18 protein-coding genes are annotated in these 19,430 nt (G+C 65.7%); 8 read left to right on the forward strand and 10 right to left on the reverse strand.

All coding sequences use genetic code 11. The features are described 5' to 3' along the window. Positions 1-27 precede the first annotated feature (27 nt). Positions 28-1,086 (reverse strand): methylmalonyl Co-A mutase-associated GTPase MeaB, encoded by a 1,059-nt coding sequence (gene meaB / locus VI340_RS07050; protein WP_008309103.1) that lies wholly within the window; start codon positions 1,084-1,086, stop codon positions 28-30. Continuing rightward, positions 1,083-1,505, reverse strand: a complete 423-nt coding sequence (locus VI340_RS07055) for a cobalamin B12-binding domain-containing protein (protein WP_004592670.1) — start codon at positions 1,503-1,505, stop codon at positions 1,083-1,085. Before VI340_RS07055 ends, meaB begins: the two co-directional genes overlap by 4 nt. A gap of 178 nt (positions 1,506-1,683) precedes the next feature. On the opposite strand from VI340_RS07055, the gene VI340_RS07060 reads away from it, so the two are divergent. The 4 genes from VI340_RS07060 to VI340_RS07075 are packed head-to-tail and all read left to right on the forward strand — an operon-like array spanning position 1,684 to position 4,616. Beyond that, on the forward strand, positions 1,684-2,358 hold the full coding sequence (locus VI340_RS07060) for a glycosyltransferase family 2 protein (RefSeq protein WP_336358074.1): 675 nt from the start codon (positions 1,684-1,686) through the stop codon (positions 2,356-2,358). A 2-nt stretch (positions 2,359-2,360) separates the two neighbouring features. After that, entirely contained in the window at positions 2,361-2,747 is a 387-nt protein-coding gene (locus tag VI340_RS07065) for a DUF2304 domain-containing protein (protein WP_008309101.1), read from the forward strand. Next, positions 2,740-3,597 (forward strand): polysaccharide deacetylase family protein, encoded by an 858-nt coding sequence (locus VI340_RS07070; protein WP_336358075.1) that lies wholly within the window; start codon positions 2,740-2,742, stop codon positions 3,595-3,597. Before VI340_RS07065 ends, VI340_RS07070 begins: the two co-directional genes overlap by 8 nt. Then, a complete protein-coding gene (locus VI340_RS07075; protein ID WP_336358076.1) occupies positions 3,594-4,616 on the forward strand; it encodes a lysylphosphatidylglycerol synthase transmembrane domain-containing protein in 1,023 nt (340 codons plus the stop codon). Before VI340_RS07070 ends, VI340_RS07075 begins: the two co-directional genes overlap by 4 nt. A 36-nt stretch (positions 4,617-4,652) precedes the next feature. On the opposite strand, the gene VI340_RS07080 is transcribed toward VI340_RS07075, so the two are convergent. The 3 genes from VI340_RS07080 to VI340_RS07090 form a co-directional block, all read right to left on the reverse strand. Beyond that, positions 4,653-6,440, reverse strand: a complete 1,788-nt coding sequence (locus VI340_RS07080; protein ID WP_336358077.1) for an ArnT family glycosyltransferase — start codon at positions 6,438-6,440, stop codon at positions 4,653-4,655. A gap of 42 nt (positions 6,441-6,482) precedes the next feature. Then, positions 6,483-7,169 (reverse strand): glycosyltransferase, encoded by a 687-nt coding sequence (locus tag VI340_RS07085; protein ID WP_008309091.1) that lies wholly within the window; start codon positions 7,167-7,169, stop codon positions 6,483-6,485. A 70-nt stretch (positions 7,170-7,239) separates the two neighbouring features. Beyond that, a complete protein-coding gene (locus VI340_RS07090; protein ID WP_336330409.1) occupies positions 7,240-8,589 on the reverse strand; it encodes an MFS transporter in 1,350 nt (449 codons plus the stop codon). 74 nt (positions 8,590-8,663) lie between these two features. Between VI340_RS07090 and VI340_RS07095 the strand changes: the two genes are divergently transcribed. Beyond that, positions 8,664-8,891: a ribbon-helix-helix domain-containing protein gene (locus tag VI340_RS07095; RefSeq protein ID WP_004518043.1), complete on the forward strand. Its 228-nt coding sequence runs from the start codon at positions 8,664-8,666 to the stop codon at positions 8,889-8,891. Here VI340_RS07095 and VI340_RS07100 read toward each other — a convergent pair. Further along, positions 8,888-9,208 carry a hypothetical protein gene (locus VI340_RS07100; RefSeq protein ID WP_336358078.1) on the reverse strand — a complete coding sequence of 107 codons (321 nt, stop codon included), beginning with the start codon at positions 9,206-9,208 and terminating at the stop codon, positions 8,888-8,890. The genes VI340_RS07095 and VI340_RS07100 overlap by 4 nt on opposite strands. Positions 9,209-9,263: 55 nt before the next feature. After that, the gene (locus tag VI340_RS07105) at positions 9,264-9,809 is read right to left on the reverse strand and encodes a hypothetical protein (RefSeq protein WP_008309085.1); all 546 of its coding nucleotides are present in this window, start codon (positions 9,807-9,809) and stop codon (positions 9,264-9,266) included. A gap of 163 nt (positions 9,810-9,972) precedes the next feature. Here VI340_RS07105 and VI340_RS07110 point away from each other — a divergent pair, with 163 nt between their 5' ends. Together VI340_RS07110 and VI340_RS07115 are read left to right on the forward strand one after the other, a co-directional pair. After that, positions 9,973-10,362, forward strand: coding sequence for a DUF2237 family protein (locus VI340_RS07110; protein ID WP_336358079.1), 390 nt, complete (start codon positions 9,973-9,975; stop codon positions 10,360-10,362). Between the two features lie 69 nt (positions 10,363-10,431). After that, complete coding sequence (locus VI340_RS07115; protein ID WP_336358080.1) at positions 10,432-13,224, forward strand: AAA domain-containing protein; 2,793 nt, start codon at positions 10,432-10,434, stop codon at positions 13,222-13,224. Here VI340_RS07115 and VI340_RS07120 read toward each other — a convergent pair whose 3' ends face one another. Both VI340_RS07120 and VI340_RS07125 read right to left on the reverse strand, forming a co-directional pair. Next, the gene (locus VI340_RS07120; RefSeq protein WP_336358081.1) at positions 13,225-14,910 is read right to left on the reverse strand and encodes a PH domain-containing protein; all 1,686 of its coding nucleotides are present in this window, start codon (positions 14,908-14,910) and stop codon (positions 13,225-13,227) included. It lies immediately after the preceding gene. Further along, positions 14,907-15,368, reverse strand: a complete 462-nt coding sequence (locus VI340_RS07125; protein ID WP_336358082.1) for a PH domain-containing protein — start codon at positions 15,366-15,368, stop codon at positions 14,907-14,909. Before VI340_RS07125 ends, VI340_RS07120 begins: the two co-directional genes overlap by 4 nt. Before the next feature lie 149 nt (positions 15,369-15,517). Here VI340_RS07125 and VI340_RS07130 point away from each other — a divergent pair, with 149 nt between their 5' ends. Then, positions 15,518-16,585 carry a hypothetical protein gene (locus VI340_RS07130; RefSeq protein WP_008309077.1) on the forward strand — a complete coding sequence of 356 codons (1,068 nt, stop codon included), beginning with the start codon at positions 15,518-15,520 and terminating at the stop codon, positions 16,583-16,585. A gap of 22 nt (positions 16,586-16,607) precedes the next feature. Here the strand turns inward: VI340_RS07130 and VI340_RS07135 are convergent, their stop codons facing one another. Then, entirely contained in the window at positions 16,608-19,358 is a 2,751-nt protein-coding gene (locus VI340_RS07135; protein ID WP_336358083.1) for an ATP-dependent helicase, read from the reverse strand. Positions 19,359-19,430: the final 72 nt, after the last annotated feature.

Here is a 19,430-nt window from a genome sequence, read left to right on the forward strand (position 1 = left end):
GGTTCCGCAAACGCGACAGTTCCGAAGTTAGCTCTCGTCGCGGCGCTCGTCGAGACACGCACGGAGCGGCGCGAGGACCTCGTCGACGACGGTGTACGGGTCGGTGTCGCGCTCGATGACGGCGTCGACGTAGTGCTCGATACCGCCGCGGCGGTCGAGTTCGTCGACCAGTAGTTCGTTGGCGTCCTCCCGAAGGAGGGTTCGAATCTCGGCGGCGAAGCGCTCCCGCGCCTGCCCCTCTCGGCGGCCGGTTCGGTCCAGATATTCCCCGTGGTTGGCCAGCGCGTCCAGGAAGTCCTCGACGCCGTCGCCCCGATTCGCAACCGTCTCAACGATGGGTGGATTCCACGTCTCCGACTCGTCTTCCTCCTCATCGAGGTCGTCGTCGGACGCGTCGCCGTGTTCGGGGGCGAGTTCGGTCGGGCCGTGATGGCCGGAGTCCGGCCGTCCGCTCCGCCCCTGCAGCATCTCCCGGAGTTGCTGGACCGTCCGGTCGGCTCCGTCGAGGTCGGCCTTGTTGACCACGAACACGTCGCCGATTTCGAGGATACCGGCTTTGAGCATCTGTACGTCGTCGCCGCTCCCCGGCGGGACCAGTACGGCGACGGTGTCGGCGGTGCGGACGATGTCGACCTCGTTCTGGCCAGCGCCGACCGTCTCGACGATGATCTTGTCCTTGCCGAACGCGTCAAGCGCGGTCACGGCGTCGGTCGTCGCCGTCGACAGCCCGCCCAGCGAGCCGCGGGCAGACATCGACCGGAAGAACATGTCCATATCGCCCGCGTTCGAGGCCATCCGTATCCGGTCGCCGAGCACTGCGCCCCCCGAAAACGGCGAGGACGGGTCGATAGCGATGACGCCGACGGTCTGGCCCTGCTCGCGGTAGGTCGCCGCCACCTTGTCGACCAGCGTGGACTTGCCCGCACCGGGGCTGCCCGTGACGCCGATAACGTCGGCTGTTCCGGTGTGCTGGTGAAGGTCGGAGATGATCTCCCGATACCCCGGCGAGCGGTTCTCTATCTGTGTGATGACTCTGGCGAGGGCGCTGTGCTTGCCCGCGAGCAGGTCAGCGACGAGGTCGCTCATCGCTCGGGCGCGTTCTCGTGGATGTAGTCGATCATCTCCTCCATCGACGCGCCCGGGCCGAAGATCTCGTCGACGCCCTGCCCGCGGAGTTCCTCCTGGTCGTCGTCCGGAACGATGCCGCCGACGAGGATGAGGCGGTCGTCGAACGCGTCGTACTCCTTCAGCCCGTCGAGAATCTTCGGGACGAGCGTGTTGTGCGCCCCGGAGAGGATGGAGATACCGACGACGTCCACGTCCTCCTGTACGGCGGCCTGCACGACTTCGTCGGGTGCTCGGTGTAGCCCCGAGTAGATCACTTCGAAGCCGGCGTCACGGAGCGCCCGCGCGATGACGTGTGCGCCCCGGTCGTGCCCGTCGAGTCCGACTTTCGCCACCAGACACCTGATGGTCCGTTCCGTCTGCTCCTGCTCGACACTCATGCCAGTACGTACCGCGCGGTGTGTTTTCATTCTTGCCCTATTCATCATGACTTATGTCGATTACGAGCCCCCTCGGGGAATGAACTATGCTGCCGGGTCGAGTGCGGGCTCACAGACCAGAATAGGACCATTCCATAGAACGACAATTCTAAGTTCGCTGCTAGCGGCGTTTCCACCAGTGCGAACAGTCGCCGTCATCCCCGCGTACAACGAGTCGTCCACCATCGGGTCGGTGATCGACGGAACGAGCCGCTACGTCGACGAGGTGGTCGTCGTCGACGACGGGTCGTCGGACGACACCGCGGCCATCGCTCGCGAGCACGGCGCACACGTCGTCACACACGTCTTTAACACCGGTGTCGGCGGAGCCGTCAGGACGGGCTACCAGTACGCGATCCGCCACGGGTACGACTTCGTCGTGCAGGTCGACGCGGACGGCCAGCACGACCCGGCGAAGATTCCGACCCTACTTTCCCACGCCGAGGACGCGGACATGGTCATCGGCAGCCGCTATCTGAACGAGAGCATCGACGACTACCCGCTCATCAGGCGGCTGGGAATCACCTTCTTCACGACCGTCGTCCGGAAGCTCGGCGGCATCGACATCACCGATGTGACGAGCGGCTTCCGCGTCTACCGCGTGTCGGCGCTACAGGACATCCTCCACCGCTCGGACAACCACTGGGCGGTCGAACAGACGCTCGATGCGGCCCAACGCGGCCACCGAATCGAAGAGGTATCGATAGAGATGCCGATCCGGGACGAGGGCGAGTCGCAGTTCAGCCTCGACACGCTCGTGCTCTACCCGCTACGCATGACTGACACGGTGTTTCGCGTCCTCCTCTTTCGCTAATCATGGTCTTTGGATTCGACTACTCACTGGTCAACCTCCTGTCGCTGGTCGTCGGGCTGGCCTTCCTCGCGAACGGGTACATCATCGTCAGAAGCGAACGCGAATCGCTAGAGCTGTTCGTGATGTCGCTGTTGCTCGGCGCGGGGCTCATCGTCGTCGCCATCGTCCCCAACGTGTTCGAGGTCGTGGCGCGGCTGCTGGGGCTGGAACTGAAAGCCCGAGCTATCCTCGTCATCTCGAACCTGACGCTGTTCGTGGCAGTGACGTACCTGCTCAACCGCATCGGACATATGTACGACCGGCTGTCGCGGCTGAACGAGGAGCTGAGCCTCCTCCGGAGCGAACTGGAGGAACACCAGCTACAGACCGAGGACAAGCAGGATGAGTAATCGCGCGGTGCTGTCGATAGATTTCGAACTGTTCACCCAGACACCGGCCTACCGGAGCGCGTCGGGGACGACTGACCGCGACGGCGTCGGCCTCGACGGCGGCCGGTTTTTCAGGGAGATGCTCGCGGAGTACGACGCGACTGCGACCGCGTTCGTGGTGTCGTCAGTCGCCCAGTCCCACCCCGACGCCGTGCAGGCGCTCGCTGACGCGGGTCTGGAAATCGCCTCGCACACGCACACCCACCAGTTGCTTTCGGACCTCGACAGCGACGGGAGACGAGCGGAACTGAGCCAGTCGAAGGACGTGCTGGAGCAGGTCACCAACGAGCAGGTCTCCGGGTTCCGTGCGCCCGCCTTCGACATCACTGACGACCACTTCGACCTGCTTTCCGACACTGGGTACACGTACGACTCGAGCGTCGTCTCGAGCCGGTCGATTCCGGGGTGGTACGGCGGCGAGTACGACGTCCACGAGCCGGTTCCAGCGACGGCGGTCCGTCCGAACGCGCCGGACACCATTACGGAGTTCCCGGCGAGCGTCATGCCCGGCCTGCAGTTGCCCCTCACCGGGACCTGGCTCCGGTTTTTCGGCCCGCGGTACACGGTTCTGGGCATGAAGCTGCTGGCCCGCCGGGGCATCACGCCGATGCTGTACGTCCACCCGTGGGAACTGGTGGACCTGCCGGCTGTCGAGGGAGTGCCGACACGGGTGTACGTCAGGACCGGCGACTGGATGCGACGGGCCGTCGAGCGGATATTGCAGCAGGACTTCGAGTTCACGACCGCGCGGGCGGTGCTGGCGGATGGCGAAACGGTCGCGACACGGCTACACAGGGGCGAGACGCCGTGACGAGCCGGGCTCGTGATCTGGGGGTCACGGTCGCCCAGTACGGTCTCGCCGTCGTTGCGCTGGCGTGGCTGCTCACCCAGTTCGACATCGCCAGCGCGGTCGACCTGCTCGCCGGTGTCGATAGCGAGACGGTCCTCGCTATCCTTGCTATCAGCGTCCTCGGCATCTGTGGCCGGGTCTACTCGTGGTACGCGGTGATCACCCCGCTCGCACCGGTTCAATTCCGGACAGCCGCCGGGACGACGCTCATCGTGAACTTCGTCAATCAGTTGCTCCCCTCGCGGCTCTCGGGACGGCTGGCCGCGCCGTTCGTCCTCCGGAGCCAGACCGGAATGGCCTACAGCGACGCCGCCGCGGCGTCGGCGCTTCACACAAGCATCTTCGCGATCTACTACGGTGTCGCGGCGACTGCAGGCCTTATTTTGGCGATTCCACTGCTCCGGCTCGAACTAATTTTGCTATTGGCGCTTGCGACAAGTCTCTACTTCGCGGCCGGCCTCGCGATACTGTTTGGCGGCCTCAATCTCTCCTATCTGGATCGGCTCATCGGCTGGCTGTCGGGAGTCGCGGTCCGGGTTCCACGCGTCGGTGAGGGACTCGCGGCGCGGCTCGACGGCCTGCTCGAATTTACTGACAGTTCGACCACGACGTTTCGGTCGCTCGCGAGCGAGCCGGCAGTGTGGCTCCGCTACGCGGTCGGCTGGGCCGTCGACCTCGTGCTCGCGCCCGGCGTCCGCGTCGGCCTGCTGCTGGGGAGTTTCGGCGTCGCGTTCGAACCGCTGGTCGCGTTGCCGCTGTATCTCCTGGTCGCATACACCGTGACGCTCCTGCCGCTGACGCCCGGCGGCATCGGCATCACCGAGGCGACGGCGACGGCGGTGTTCGTCGCGCTGGGCATTCCGGCGGAGGTCATCATCCCCATCATCTTCGTCGACCGGTTCCTCAGTATTTACCTACCCTCGCTCGCGGGCTGGTATCCCTCCGTTCGACTCGATGTTACGTCATTGACGACGGAGTAGTCGGCGGAAAACGGAGCGGGAAGTCGAGAAAACGGCTCAGAACGGCGGATGCCGGCTCGTGTCGCACTCGCCGTCACGTTCCAGAATGAGAGTGTACTGGTTCGCCGCGAGTTCCTGCTCGTCGGCGAACTGGTCCGTGTGCGGGACGACGCCGAGTCGGAGCAGGTCGGTGAACGAGCCGGGAGTCGGTCGCTGTGGCACGAAGTTCGGCGGCCGTTCCCCGAACTCGGCGGCTATCCTGTAGTTGTACTCCTCGTTCAGGAGGGCCCGGAGGTAGGTCGCCTGTGCGTCGCCGTTCCGGTAGTAGGTGTCCTCCTTGAGATACAGCAGGTCCCGATATCCGACCTGAATGTATCGCGGACACGCCATCGCCTCCTCCGCCTCCGAGTCCTGGCCGGCGACGTGTCGGGCGGTCAGCGAGTGCGGGATGGCAGTGTCTTGGATGTGGACGCGATACGTCTCCACCACGTCGCCCTCGTCGCTGTTGTCTTCGAGCCACGCCGTCGCCTCGTCTCGGGGCATCGACGCGAATTGGGCCGTCCCGATGCCGGCGTAGACGGCCGTCGTCACCAGCAGGACGGCCATCACCGGCCGAGCCAGAGACGACGAGCGCTCGCGGAGTTGCACCAGTCGGCCCCCGACGAGTAAGGCGATGAGCGGGAACGTCGGCAGGAGGTGGTGCACGCGGAAATCGTGCCACTGGGAGAACATCGCGATGTAGGCCACCAGTCCCGTCAGAACGAGGACGGTGCCGTGGAAGGCGGAACCGCGGTCGCGCAACGTGGCGACGGTCGCCACGACGCTGGCCGCGGCCGCGGCAACCAGCGGCAGTCCCAGCGCGCTGAAGTAGCCACGGAGGAACCACCACCACATCGGGGCGTCGGGGCCCGTCGGATGGCTCATCCGCGAGGTCGAGCCGCCGAACACCCGCTCGATGAACGGTTCGGCCCCCGCCACGAGCGCGGTCGGGAACCCGAGTATGATCATGACGAACCCGAGCAGTGCGCCACTCAGCAGGAGCTTCGGCCGGTACAGCGTCTGCATCAGCGGTGCGTCGGCGGCATGGGCACGCAACAAGAAGGCGACGCCGATGAGGAGGATGACCGGCGCGGCCGTCAGCTTGAACGCGATGGCGACGCCGCCGGCCGCGCTCGCCGCCAGAAACAGCGTCCCGTCGTCCGTCTGGACGTAGCGGACCAGCAGGTACAGCGCCAGCAGGACGAACGCGAGCGCCGGCATGTCCTCGCCGGCCTCCTTCGAGATGGTGAGGAAGCCGAAGGTCAGCGAGAGCACGACGGCCGACAGCCGGCCGGCGTTGCGGCCCTCGATTGCAACGCCGAGGCGGTACGTGAGGTAGACGGCACAGAGTGCGGCAACGACGTTGGTTAGTCGGATGAAGACCAGACTCCATGTCCATATCCACTCGGGCGTGGCGGCCCAGACTTCGTAGTGGCCGAACTCCCAGCTAGGGAAGGCAATCGTGGTGAATGCGCCCAGGTCGCCGGTGATGGCGGCGACGAGCACGACGGGGAGGATAGCCAGCGCATAGAGGTACAGCGTCGCGCCGAAGGGGGCCCGGCCCCACTCGACGCCGGCTTTGAGCCCCTCGAAACTCGGTTCTTCGAGGAGCGAGCCGTAGACGACCATCGCGTCGAGCAGACGGCTGTACTCGTCACGGGTCGCGAAGTTTGGGATGCGGTGCCAGAACCAGAACCCGACCATAACAGTCGACAGCAGGAGCACGTAGCGGAGATAGGGGTCGTCCCGGAAATCCGACCGTACCTGTTCGACAGCACGTCGGGACAGTGACCGCCAGCTACTCATCGTGTCACTGCTCCGGGGTGTGCGTTGAAAAGGCTACCCTTCTCAGAAGTAGTCGGCATCGAACTCCCGACGGAGGATGTAGTGGTTCGCGTACCCGCGGACGTACTTCGCAAACAGCGAGAGATATCCCTCGTCGGCCTCTCTGCGGGCCGACGTAGCGACACAGGAGTCGGCGTCGTAGACGATTCGGCCGTACTCTTTCATCCGCAAGGAGAGCTCCGTGTCCTCCATGAACGGGATGTCCTCGTCGAAGCCGCCCGCGGCCTCGAAGGCGTCGGCCCGGAAGCTACAGTTGAAGCCCGGTTGCTGGACGAAGCCCAGCGGCCACGAGACGCGATACCAGTAGTCCGACAGCAGTTTGAACAGCACGCGGTGTTTGAGGCTGTCTTCGAGCGGGCGTGCGGGGCCGCCGACGCCGACCACCTCGTCGTCGGTGTAGTGCCTGAGATGCAGGCGGACCCAGTCCTCGGGGACGACTGTATCGGCGTCGGTAAACAGCAGAATCGGCGCTGTCGCGGCCGCCGCTCCGCGGTTTCGGGCAATTCCCGCCCCGCCCTCGTCGCACCGAACGACAGTATCGACGAAGGGCGTGTCACGGGCCACCTGTTCTGTGCCGTCGTCGCCGCCGACCACGACGACCAGTTCCACGGGCTGTGACTCGAAGGGAGCCAGACAGCGGGCCAGCGACTCCGCCTCGTTGTAGGCCGGGACGATGACTGCGGCGTCCATCTGAGAGGCAGGTACATCGCACAGACAGAAATAGCAAGCGATGCGACGGCCTGTCCCCGGTCTCAGGCAGTCACGAACGCCGCGCGAGGGCGGTTCCCGCGAGGACGGCGACAAGGGCGATGCCGGCGAGCGTCCCGAACAGCGCCGTCGCGTTCGCAACGGCCAGAATCGACCCGGCCAGCCCGCCGCCGAGCGCGCCGACGCCGAACACGCCCAGATACGTGTAGCCGTACGAGAGTCCGCGCGTGCCGGCGGGCGTGTACTCCGCGACTGCGGCCTGATACATCGGCTGAACGACGAAGAGGGCGACGCCCAGAAGCGCACCAAGCACCGCTAACGGACCGAATCCCATGGCAGACACCGGAACGAACAGCACTGCAAGGAGGGCAAGCACCAGGAACGAGCCGGCGATACCGTACTCGACGGGAATTCGGTCGCTCAGTTTCCCGCCGGCGTACTGGCCGAACACGCCGATGAGCAACAGGCCGGCGTAGAAGTAGTCCTGTGGCTTGAGCGTCTGGCCCGTTCCGGCCTCGATACCGAGCGCCGACAGGACGCCGGGCGGCAACAGCGTCTCTATCGGGATCGGTTCGAAGCCCGGCAGGTCCCGCAGGAGTTCCGGGAGGAAGGTGAGGACGCCGCGGTAGTACAGCCCCGAGCACATGACGACGACGAACACGAGCAGGAAGCTCCCTGTCAGCAGGTGCTTGCTCTCCGTGAGGAACTCCCCGAGCGAGTCGATACCGCTGCTGGCTTTCGACCCGCCGTCAGTTGCGGCCGTCACCGCCGCCGTCTCGTCGAAACTCGCTCGCGAGGCGTAGACGGCGGCGAGCAACGCGGGAACGCCAAGGACGAGCGCGACCGTCCGCCACTCGGCGACCAGCAGAAGAATCGCGGCGACGAGCGGGCCGAGGCCGATACCGAGGTTCCCGGCGACGCCGTGGTAGGCCAGCCCGGTTCCGCGCTGTTCGACGCCTTTGCTGATGAGCGAGAGCCCCGCTGGATGGTAGACGCTGGCCGAGAGGCCCCAGAGGACCAGCGCCAGCGCGATAACGACCATACTCGGGGCCAGTCCGAGTAGGATGTACGAGCCCCCCATACCGAGCAGACAGCCCGTGATGAGCCGGCGGGAGCCGATACGGTCGACGACGATACCGCCCGGGAGCGCGCCGGCCCCGAACAGGCCATAGCCCAGCGTTACGATGACGCCCACGGTCGCCGTCGTCACGTCGAACTGGGCGATGCCGAGGTTGATGAGGTCGAACTCGGTGAGCCAGATGACGACGAATATCGGGACCGCCATCTCGTAGGTGTGGACGAGTCCGTGTGCGAGCATGACCAGCGCGGTGATCGCTCGGTCGTTCGCGTTCACACTCTGGTTCGTGTCGGCCGCCGGCAAGTGTGTGACGGTTCCGCGCATCTGCGCGTGCGCCTTTTTCACCCCTCCCAAAACCAGGGGTGGGTTTTTATGTCCGAACAGTATAGGCGGCAAGTGTGAGCAAGATCAAGGTGTCACTTCCGGACCAGGTGGACTCGGACATCCAGCGACTCGTCGAACAGGGCGAGTTCCTCAACCGCGACCAGGCCGTCGAAGACCTCCTGAAGCGAGGGATTTCGGCCTACAACACTACGACGGAAGAGACCGAGACACTCGACGAAGAGATTTTCGACCAGACGGCATCCGAACAGCAGGACCCCGCGATGCAGGACGATTTCCTCTAGTCGCGGTTCTGTGAGAGTCGGCCGTCGTCCTCGGATGCCCGCTGTCCGGAGCCGTCGTTTTCCTGCCGACGTTGCTTCATTTTTGCGCCGGGTTTCGGACCCCTGTCGAACGACTCGTACGGCGTTTCCGCGATGCTCTCCGGGATGATGTACCACGCGAGCGCGCCGCCGGCAGCGGTTCCGCCGACGAAAATCCCGAGTACGGTCAGCAGTTCGGCACCGCCGTACATCGTCACCAGCCCCATCGAGACGCCGATCAGAAGTGCGAATCCGACCTGCGTGTATCTGAGAAAGCGTCGCCGGTCGGCGTCCGTCATCGAGGGGCCGACCATTAGCGCCCCCCGAAACCGGTGGCGCGCGTCGGTTCGGCCATCAGTAGAAGCCCCGCGCTACGTCTTCCTCGATGACGTCCTCGAACTCCGCGTCGAGTAGTTCCTCCGCTTCCTCGAACGTCTCCGTGAGTTCGGTCATCTGGTCGGGCCGGTCGTGGTGGTCGAACTCCATCGGGCCGTAGGCCGGGGAGTCCATCGCGTCCATCATGTCCTCAAGCAGCGCTTGCGGCGACGTGGGTGCGTCCGCGTGGGTTTCGAGTACCGTTTCGAGGTTCTTGGCCTTCTCCTTGGCGTCGTCCTCGTCTGCCGGTCCCTGCTGGACGCCGAAGATGCCCGACCCGTCGTTCGGAAACAGCGGGTCGATGTCGTCGTCGATACGGCGGGCCACCTGGGACCCGACGCCCTGTACCTCGAAGGGGTTCTTCGCGTAGGTCTTGAGCTGGTAGACACCGGCGTCGGGGTGACCGAAGTAGATGTCCTCGCCGATACCGTTCGCGCGGTCGCCCCCGACGGCACGCCAGTCCCCCGGATTGGCATTGCTCTCCATCACGTCTTCGAGAATGTCCTGCCAGTCACGAACGCGCATTGTCAGTTTCCCGTTCGGCCTGGGCCAGAATGAACCCATCGGTCCTGACTGCCACAGATGCCGGACGATGGCTACCGAGAACGGCGACGAAGCAGCGGCGCGAAAGTCGGTGAACGAGCCCCGCAGGCGAACGGCTTTACCCTGCGGAACAGCCAGACGTAGTATGGAAAGCGAACGCAACGTCCTCGGCGGGGAGCTGGCCCGCTGCTCGATGGACCCGGAGACGGGGTTCATGCGCGACGGCTACTGCTACCCGCTCCAGCGCGACCCGGGCCGGCACGAGATCTGTGCCGTGATGACGGCGGAGTTTCTGGAGTACAGCAAGGCCCAGGGCAACGACCTCGTGACGCCGCGGCCGGAGCTGAATTTTCCGGGTCTGGACCCCGGCGACCGCTGGTGTGTCTGTGTCCCGCGCTGGATAGAGGCCCACGAGGCCGGGCGTGCCCCGCCGGTGAACCTCGACGCGACGAGCGAGGACGTGCTCGAAGACGTCGACCTGGAGACGCTGAGAGAGTACGCTGCTGACTCAGATGTCGATGCGACCGGCGAGTGACCTGCGGCGCGAACGACTTTTGAGGGTCCGCCCCCTCGCTTGGGCCGTGCAACAGGGGAGGGCCAACCCGTGAGCGCGGACCGCGTTCGCGGCGTCGTCGTCGACATCGAGGAGCCGAAGACGGTGAACACCCAGTACGGCGAGAGCGATCTCTGTGAGGTGACGATTCGGCCCGACCGCGGGGCCGGCGAGCCCACGACGGTGACGCTCTGGGGGAAATGGACCGAGAACGCCGCCGTCATCGAGACGGGGATGGAGATCGCCGTCTACAACCCCGACGAGCGGGAGTACCAGGGCGAGCAGCAGTACTCCGTCGGCGGCGACGCCACCCTCGTCGTCCAGCCGGATTTCCTCGTCGACGTGACCGACATCCGGGCGTGGGTGCAGTGCCCGCGGATGTACTACCTCCGGAAGCTCGACGGCGCGGAGCACGCCTATCCGCTGGTGAAAGGGACCGTCGTCCACGAGGTGTTCGGCGACCTGCTCCGTGGTCGGGACCTCGACACCGCTATCGAGGAACAGGTCGACGCCGCGGGGCTAGACATCGGCCTGCTCGGCCGGGAGGCCAACGAGGTGGCCGGCGACGTGCGCGACCACGCGTCGGCCATTCAGGGGTGGCTCCAGCAGGGGACGCTTACAGAAACCGATGAATGGCGCTCCGAGATGACGCTCATCTCTGAGCGATTCGGCATGAAAGGGCGGGCCGACGCGGTCCGACGCGGGATGCCCGTCGAACTCAAGACTGGCAAAAACACCAAGCGGGAGCCACGGTTCCAGGACAAGATTCAGGCGACAGCCTACGCGCTGATGCTTGGGGAGCGCGCGGCCGGTGCGGGCAGCGCTGTCGACGCCGCGCCGGACACGGGCACGCTCCTCTACACCAAGAACGCCGCCGTCGACCGAAACGAGGAGAGCGGCGACCTCTCGCCGGCCAAGGAGTTCTCCATCGGGAGCGGCCTGCTGAACTACGTCGTCCGGACCCGCAACGCGATTGCGGCGCTGGAGTACGACTCGGGCGTGCCGACAGGCTACGAGGCCAACGCGAAATGCGAGTACTGCTTCGAGCAGGACACCTGCATGGCCGTCTCCGGCCGACTCGATCAGGAATCCAAGGCCGGAACGGTCGGCCGAGCGGTGCCGGAGGAGGAACTGGACTACTTCGAGCGGTTCTACACGGCAATCGAGGCCGAGCGCCGTGCTGTCCACCGGGAGTACGCGAAGCTCTGGGAGCAGACGCCCGAGGAGCGGGCCGACAACGACCGGGCGCTCATCGACCTAGAACCGACCGGTCGCCGGGAACTCGACGGCGGCCGCTGGGAACTCCGGGCGACCGGGACGGGAGCCGTCTCGAAGATCCGCGAAGGCAATCTCGTGCTCGCCAGCGACGGCGACCCGGTGACCGGCAACGCCGAACTGGCCCGCGTCGAGCGACTGGGCAACGAGGCACCACGCGCTTCGGATAGCGGGAACGGCACCGCCGTGAACGAGGAGATCGTCGTCACGGCCGACGAGCCGCTGGACCTCCGCCGGCTGGACGTGTATCCCTCCGAACTGACGACCGACCGGCTCCAGAACGCGCTCCACGACGCCGTCCTCCTCCAGTCGCCCGAGCAGAAGGACGTGCTGTTCGGCCGGCGAGAGCCGGAGTTCGATCCGGTCGCGGAGACCTTCATCGACAACAACGCCGCCCAGAACGAGGCCGTCCAGCTAGCCGTCGGCGCTGAGGACTTCGCGCTCGTCCACGGGCCGCCGGGGACCGGAAAAACGTACACGCTGGCGCGGATGGTTCGTGCCTTAGTCGAGGGAGCGGGGCAGCGCCCCGCCGAACAGGCGAGCGGGGAGCAGGGCGACCCGCGAGACCGAGGCGACCGCGTCCTGCTCTCGGCGTTCACCAACCGCGCCGTCGACAATCTGCTGGAGGCGCTGGAGGACCAGGGCTACACCGACATCGTCCGCGTCGGGACGAAGAGCGGCGTCCGCGAAGATATGCAGAAATACCGACTGGAGACCAGCGGCGACCCCGGCGAATGTGCGAGTCGGCTCCAGAGCGCGCAGGTCGTCGCGGCGACCACGGCCACCTGCGGCGGGAGCACGCTCCAGACCCAGGAGTTCGACGTCGCGGTCGTCGACGAGGCCGGCCAGCTGACCGAACCGGGGACGCTCGCGGCGACGACGCTCGCCGACCGATTCGTGCTCGTCGGCGACCACCAGCAGCTCCCGCCGGTGGTCCAGTCCGAGGACGAGACGCTGACGACATCGCTGTTCGAGCGGCTCATCGACGCCCACCCGGACGCTGGCGTGATGCTCGACCGCCAGTACCGGATGGCCCAGCACATCCAGGCCTTCGCCTCGCGGGAGTTCTACGACGGTCAGTTGCGGCCGGCGACCGGCGAGGTGGCCGCCCAGCGACTCGACGACCTCGACGGCGTCTCGACGGCAAGTTTGCCCGAGTGGCTCCGGGACCGCGTGGCCTTCGTCGACCCGGACGGAAGCCAGGTCGGCAACACCAACCCCGACGAGGCCGACCGGATCGCCGACATCGTCGCGTCGTATCGGTCCGCGGGGGTTCCGGCCGACGACATCGGTGTCATCGCGCCGTACCGCGCCCAGGTCGCGGAGATTTCGAAACGGCTCCCGGACGTGACCGTCGACACGGTCGACCGGTTCCAGGGGTCGAGCAAGGAGGTCATCGTCATCTCTTTCGTCGCCACCGGGACGCTCGACAGCCCCATTTTCGAGGATTACCGGCGCATCAACGTCGCACTCACGCGAGCGAAGAAGGCGCTCGTTCTCGTCGGCGACGGCGACGCGCTGGCGACCGACGAGGTGTACGGCCGGATGGTCGAGTGGGCGCGGGGCTGACTACGCGTCCGCGTCGCCGGCCCTATCGCCCGTCCGCAGCCCTGCAACGTGTGCGGTGAGGCGCTCCCGAAGCGTGTCTCTGAGTTCTTTTGCGGTGTCTTCGTCGATGTCGTACACCCGAGCGACGCCGCCGAGAAGGCTCGACGAACTCGCCGTGTCGGCCCCCACAGTCGCCAGGTCGCGGCGCCGCTGGAACGGCGACCGCGTGACGAACACCGTCTGGAGCCGGTAGTACGGGACGATGCGTGTCGTTCGCCGCCAGAACCCGCTTCGGGTCGCCAGCACGGACTCGCCCAGATCGAACCCACGGTGTCGCCAGCGGAGGTGGGCTGCCGGCGCAACTGTGAGGAAGAGGAGGGCGGCGACCCACCAGTAGCCAGTCTCCAGCAGCAGTGTGTCGAGGGCGTAGGCGACTGCGGTGAGGCCGGCCGCGGCCAGCGAAAAGCGGGCGAGATACCGTCGACGGGCGCGTTTCGGCGACCGGTCGAAGTCGAGGTCGCCGAAGGGCTCGATATCGCGGGCCAGTTCGTACACTTCTTCGCGGGGCGCGAGCGGGACGGCGACGCCCTGCGTGGACTGCTGGTTCCCGCCGCTGTAGCCGGCCGTCTCGACGGCCAGCGTCGCGTAGCCGAACCGCCGCATCAGGACGTTCTCGCGGATGGTAACCGTCTGGACCTTCTCCAGCGGGATGTTGCCGCTGTAACGCCGCAACAGTCCACGCTCGTACCGGAGGTCGTCGTCGGCCTGCGTGAGCTGGAAGCCGTAGTATTCGATGACTGTCAGCGCCACGCTGACGACCAGTGCGAGCAGGAGGAACTGGACGACGGAGAGCGCAGCAAAGACCGCGAGCCGCGTGGTTTCCGGTGAGCCGGTCAGCCAGCGAACTACCGGCCCGCTCAGCGATGCGCCGGCAAGGGTCGCATTGAACCGCAGAACCGCCCAGACGACGTCCATCCCAAGCGGGAGTGACGCCAGCGTCAGGACCGGCGCGGCCGGCCGAACGGAGACGAGCGCGTACGTCAGGAGTTCGCGCTGGGTGAACGCGAACAGCAGCGACCCGTCCGGCTGGTCGCGTTCCGCCGTGTCCGATTCGGAAACCGGTTCCCCGAGGTCATTCCTCGCCTGAGTGTCGCCAGCGTGTGTCGGTTTGGGGCCGGTCACGCCGGGCAGATCGGCGTGGGCCGACCGGCCAGGTGTCGCAGCTTCGGACACCGCGTCGGCGGTGGCTGTCTCTGCCTGGGCGGCCTGGTCCCGGTCGTGGGTCCGCACGTAGTTCCGCAGGCGTTTGACCTCGGCCTCGTCGACTGCGTCCAGCGTAGCCTCCGTCGCGCTGCCACCGGCCGTCTCGAAGCGGACGATTGCGAGTCCGAGCAGGCGGTTGAGGATGTTCTGCTCGACGTCTAAGTTCTGGACGCGGCCCAGCGGAATCTGGCGGGACTGCCTGGCGAAGACGCCGGATTCGACAGTAAGCGTGTCGCCGTCGAGTTCGTACTGAAAACGGAAATAGCGCGCCAGCGCGTAGCCGCTAAACGTCAGCGCGCCGAGCAGGCCGAGTAACGGAACCGCGAACGCTGGCAGTCCGAACATTCCGGTTCCCAGTGACCCGCCAAAAAAGCCGAAGAAGCCGCCTTGCAGCGCTGCTCGGGCGACTCGCAGGACGGCACTTCGGGGGTGGAGCCGATTCATACCGCGTCCGTGGCCTCGCTCTCGTTCGCGAGGTCACGGAGCTGCTCACGCAGTTCGGTGGCTCGTTCGGGCCGCAGTCCGGGAATCGTGATGTCCGCGCCGCGGGTCCCAGCGGTGTAGACGACGACGCTCGCCAGCCCGATAGCGCGCTCTATCGGGCCGCGCGTGGTGTCGACGTGCTGGACGCGGACGTAGGGGACCGACGTGTCGGTCCGGGTCACGACACCGCGGAGGAGAAAGAGTGCGTCGTCCTGCAGGTCAAAGCGCCAGATTCGGTGGGCAGCGATTGCGTGGACGATACCCAGCACCACGAGCACGACCCAGCCGCCGACGACCACCGTCTGTGGCAGTGAGACCGCGAACCGGTCGACGAGATAGGCGATAACACCGAGTACCGACGCCTGGATGACTGTCGACAGAACCCACAGCAGTCTCACCCGCGGGTGGAGCGACTCCATGTCTCACCCGTGGGGCCGGCCGCGGATTAACGGTTTGGCTCAGGGGCGAAATTGGAAGAATTTTGACCGAGACACTGGGTCGAGTAGGGCCTGAATTGTCCGAAACTTCCAAAAATCTCCTTGTATAGTCCCGACGCCGGACAAAGCGTATGTCACGAACCCGACGGACGTTTCTGACGACGCTCGCTGCTGCAGGTGTCACGCTCCCGCTCGCGGGCTGTACGGGAAGTGACGACGGCGGCGGCGCAAGCACCGAGGCAATGACCGAATCGATGACAGCGGAGGACGCGATGACCGAGGGCGATGGCGAGTCAATGGGAGCGGAAACTGACGCGATGGACGAGGAGATGACTGAATCGATGGACAGCGAGATGAGTCCGACCGACCCCAGCGAGGCGCCGCGGGCCAGCATTGACCGGTTCAGCGACAGCGCCGGGATGTTACACCGGCGCAGCCAGAACGACGCGCTGCCCGGCCCCGACGAACCGATCGACTTCGATTCGCTGTTTCTGACGCAAGGATATGGCCCAGGCGGGGACGGCATCGAGTACTACGACTTCGACGTGCAGTCGACCCAGCCAGCGCCCATCTACGCCCTCTTCTACGAGAACGGCGATCCCGTCGAGGGACAGTTGAACATCGTCGACGTAGTCCCTGGCGACGAGGGGTACAACGACTTCTGGCAGGTCCACATGGTGACTGTCCCCGACGACTACGAGGCCAACACGGTGACGAGCGTCGATGAGATTCAGGCTGCCGGCTTCGATATCTCGCCGACGAGCACAGTCAAGAACTGTCCAATCGTTCCCGACGGGTCAACGGCGTCGATGCGTCACAGCGCGGATGAAAGTCCCGCGTCGCCTGTTGAGGGCTGGTACGAGGGCGAAGTCGTCTCGTACTTCCTGTTCGAGGAAGCCAGCCTCTCGCTGCGTGACGGCTCCGTTCCGCTGTCCCCGATTTACGTGAGCTTCAACACGAACCCCGGCGAGGACGGTGGTGGCCCGGCCTCCGGATTCATGTCCGAGGAAGGCAACGACCAGACACACAACGTCACGGCGACGGTGCCCGGCGACGACGCATACTCGCCGCTGTGGTCGGTGAACATCTACGACAACGCCGATTTCGCCGCCGTTTCCGACCTCGACTCGGCCAGTTCGGCGACTGTCCTGAACGCCGGCGCAGCCACCGTCAACTGTCCGGTCGTCTCCGAAGAGTGAACGCGACCCGGGCCCTCTTTCGTCAGTCGTCGGTCGCAACGACTCCGTCGTCGGCGTCTCCGTCCGCAATTTCGTTCAGCACTCGCTGGTGGAACTCCTGTAAGACGGCCGACTCGTCCTCGGCGAGCACCACGTCGCTGGCCATCAGCGTCGCGAGGCCGAAGGCGCGCGGCGACGGCGAATCGACGCGGGTCCGGACCACGTCCACGTCGCCATCCTGTATCGCACGCAGAACCGTCTCGATGCCGTCGACGTTGAGCTTGTCTTCCAGAATCTCGCGGTAGGTCTCCTCGACGACGGCGAAGTCCCCGAGGTCCTCGGCGAACCCCAGCAGCATCTCCGAGGACACCTGCTGTTCGCTGGCCGACTTCTCGTACCCCTTGTAGCGTTTGAGTATCATCAACGACCGTGTGGCGTTGATGCGGAAGTACCGCTGGAGGAGGTCGGTCCCGTCGAGGCTGGCCCGCAGGTCCTCGCGGGCCGTCTCCGGGTCCAGGTCGTCGACGATCCGCGCGATATCGACTTTGCGGTTCAGCGGCATCGAGAGCGTGAAGCCGTTGTCGGCGACGGCGACCTGGACGTTCGCGCTGGCCGCCTGCGCGATGTGATACGCCAGCAAGCGCGAGAAGCCGTCGTTGAACCGTCGGCCGTAGTTCGAGTGGACGTGGTAGTGACGCTCGTACTCGTCGTGGTCCAGCGTCTCCTCGATGACGAGTCGGTCGGTCGTAGCCACGCTGTCCGGTCCGGCGTACGCCACCTGCTCGCGGAACATCCGGGCGATAGCTCGAACGCTGTTCTCGTCGATGGGAAACTCCCGGAGCCAGTTGCGGACTTCGGACATTCCCCCGTCGGCCAGTCGGTCAAGCAGTTGTCCCTGAAAGTCGAGAATTTCGCGGCCGAGGTCATACGACAGCGGGAGGCGCTCGGAGAACCACGACGGGACGGTCGGGCGGGCGGCGGTCCGGTCGACGTACACCTTCGACCCGCGGCGGTAGCGGTACTCGAAGTTGTCCCCGCCCAGCACGAACACGTCACCTTTCTCCAGCGTGTCCAGATACGACTCGTCCAGTTGGCCGACCCAGCTATCGTCGCTGCGGGTCACCACGTCACAAGTAAAGGAATCCGGAATCGTCCCGATGTTGGTCATGTAGATGACCCGCGCGAGCCGGCCGCGTTTGCCGATGAGGTGCTCACCCACGTCGTACGCGTCGTAGTGGTGCTCGCCGTCGGGCGCGTCGTTGGTGTCCCGCCAGATTTTGGCGTAGACGTTCTTGTCCTCCATCCCGGGGTAGTCGGCGGTCATGTACCGCATCAGCTGTTCCCAGTTCTCGTCGTCGTAGTCCCGATATGGGTAGGCTCGCCGGAGGACGCTTTTGAACGTCTCCTCTGGGCGAACATCGTTGATTGCCATGCCGTAGATTTGCTGGGTCGCCACGTCCTGGGCGTTCTCGGGGATGAACACGCGGTCGACGAAGCCCCGCTCGGCTTTTTCCAGCATCACCGCACACTCCACGAGTTCGTCGCGGTCGAGTGCGATGACGCGGCCCTCGACAGTCTCGCCGAGCTGGTGGCCGGCGCGGCCGATGCGCTGGAGCAACGCGGCGACGGACTTGGGCGACCCCACCTGCACGACGAGGTCGATGTGAGGCATATCGATTCCCAGCTCCAGGCTGGTCGAGGTCGTCACCACATCGAGTGACCCCTCCTTCAGCGACTCCTCGATGTCGCGGCGCTTCTCCTTCGAGAGCGAGCCGTGATGACAGCCGGAGTTCGATTCGTCGTAGTCGTCGAACTTCTCGCGGAGATTGTGGAGGACCCGCTCGGCTCCCGAGCGTGTGTTCGTGAACACGAGCGTGTTCGTATGCGATTGGACGTGCTCGTGGAGCTGTTTGTAGAAGCGCTCGGTGACGATGTCGCGGGGCGTGTTGATGAGGTCGTCAGCCGGACAGGACAGCTCCATGTCGAAATCGCGGGCAAAGCGCGTGTCGACGATTTCGTAGTCCCGTGGGTCGCCGCCGGGCTCCTCGCGACCCACGAGGAACTCGGCGACGGTGTCCAGCGGCTCGACGGTGGCCGAACAGCCGATGCGTGTCGGCGGTTCCTCGACCATCTCCTCTAAGCGCTCCAGGGACACCGAGAGGTGTGTCCCGCGCTTGTTCTCGGCGAGGCTGTGAATCTCGTCGACGATGACGTACTCGATGGTTTCGAGTTTCTGCTTGAACTTCGGGGAGTTCAGGAGGATAGCGAGGGTCTCCGGCGTCGTATTCAGGATGTGGGGCGTCGTCTCCAGCATCGCCTGGCGCTCGCTGTCGCTGGTGTCGCCGTGGCGAATCGCGTGCCGGATTTCGACGTCCTCGCCGCGCTCGTCGAGTTTGGCCGTGATGCCGTCCAGCGGCTGTCCGAGGTTCCGGTGGATGTCGTTGGCCAGCGACTTCAGCGGCGAGACATAGAGGCAGTAGACGGAGTTCTCAAGCTCGTCTTCGCGGGCCTTCCCGAACAGTTCGTTGATGATGCCGGTAAAGGATGCGAGGGTCTTGCCGCTCCCCGTCGGCGCACAGATGAGAGCGTTCTCGCGCTCGTGGATGAGCGGGATGGCCTCCTTCTGTGGCGGCGTGAAGAAGCCGCCGTTGCCGGGGACGAACTCCCCGAACTGCTCGACCCACCACTCCTGGACGACGGGCGCGAGGCGGGAAAACACCTCGGCGTCGTCGATGTCGACCGCCTCCGGGTCGAAGTCCGGGTCTGTCGCTGCGAGACGCTCGCGTCCTCCCATTGTCGGCTCTTACCGACCAGTAGGACTGCCGCGGCAAGTGGGTTCCGCCCTATCGACGGGGAAAACGCCTAA

This window comes from Haloarcula sp. CGMCC 1.6347, assembly GCF_037078395.1.
In the GTDB taxonomy this organism is placed as follows: Archaea; Halobacteriota; Halobacteria; order Halobacteriales; family Haloarculaceae; genus Haloarcula; species Haloarcula amylolytica.

What these genes read in the sequence shown, in the direction of transcription:
- meaB (WP_008309103.1), bottom strand. Translation starts at nt 1,086, where the DNA reads ATGAGCGACCTCGTCGCTGACCTGCTCGCGGGCAAGCACAGCGCCCTC.
- VI340_RS07055 (WP_004592670.1), bottom strand. Translation starts at nt 1,505, where the DNA reads ATGAGTGTCGAGCAGGAGCAGACGGAACGGACCATCAGGTGTCTGGTG.
- VI340_RS07065 (WP_008309101.1), top strand. Translation starts at nt 2,361, where the DNA reads ATGGTCTTTGGATTCGACTACTCACTGGTCAACCTCCTGTCGCTGGTC.
- VI340_RS07070 (WP_336358075.1), top strand. Translation starts at nt 2,740, where the DNA reads ATGAGTAATCGCGCGGTGCTGTCGATAGATTTCGAACTGTTCACCCAG.
- VI340_RS07080 (WP_336358077.1), bottom strand. Translation starts at nt 6,440, where the DNA reads ATGAGTAGCTGGCGGTCACTGTCCCGACGTGCTGTCGAACAGGTACGG.
- VI340_RS07085 (WP_008309091.1), bottom strand. Translation starts at nt 7,169, where the DNA reads ATGGACGCCGCAGTCATCGTCCCGGCCTACAACGAGGCGGAGTCGCTG.
- VI340_RS07090 (WP_336330409.1), bottom strand. Translation starts at nt 8,589, where the DNA reads ATGCGCGGAACCGTCACACACTTGCCGGCGGCCGACACGAACCAGAGT.
- VI340_RS07100 (WP_336358078.1), bottom strand. Translation starts at nt 9,208, where the DNA reads ATGACGGACGCCGACCGGCGACGCTTTCTCAGATACACGCAGGTCGGA.
- VI340_RS07105 (WP_008309085.1), bottom strand. Translation starts at nt 9,809, where the DNA reads ATGCGCGTTCGTGACTGGCAGGACATTCTCGAAGACGTGATGGAGAGC.
- VI340_RS07110 (WP_336358079.1), top strand. Translation starts at nt 9,973, where the DNA reads ATGGAAAGCGAACGCAACGTCCTCGGCGGGGAGCTGGCCCGCTGCTCG.
- VI340_RS07120 (WP_336358081.1), bottom strand. Translation starts at nt 14,910, where the DNA reads ATGAATCGGCTCCACCCCCGAAGTGCCGTCCTGCGAGTCGCCCGAGCA.
- VI340_RS07125 (WP_336358082.1), bottom strand. Translation starts at nt 15,368, where the DNA reads ATGGAGTCGCTCCACCCGCGGGTGAGACTGCTGTGGGTTCTGTCGACA.
- VI340_RS07130 (WP_008309077.1), top strand. Translation starts at nt 15,518, where the DNA reads ATGTCACGAACCCGACGGACGTTTCTGACGACGCTCGCTGCTGCAGGT.
- VI340_RS07135 (WP_336358083.1), bottom strand. Translation starts at nt 19,358, where the DNA reads ATGGGAGGACGCGAGCGTCTCGCAGCGACAGACCCGGACTTCGACCCG.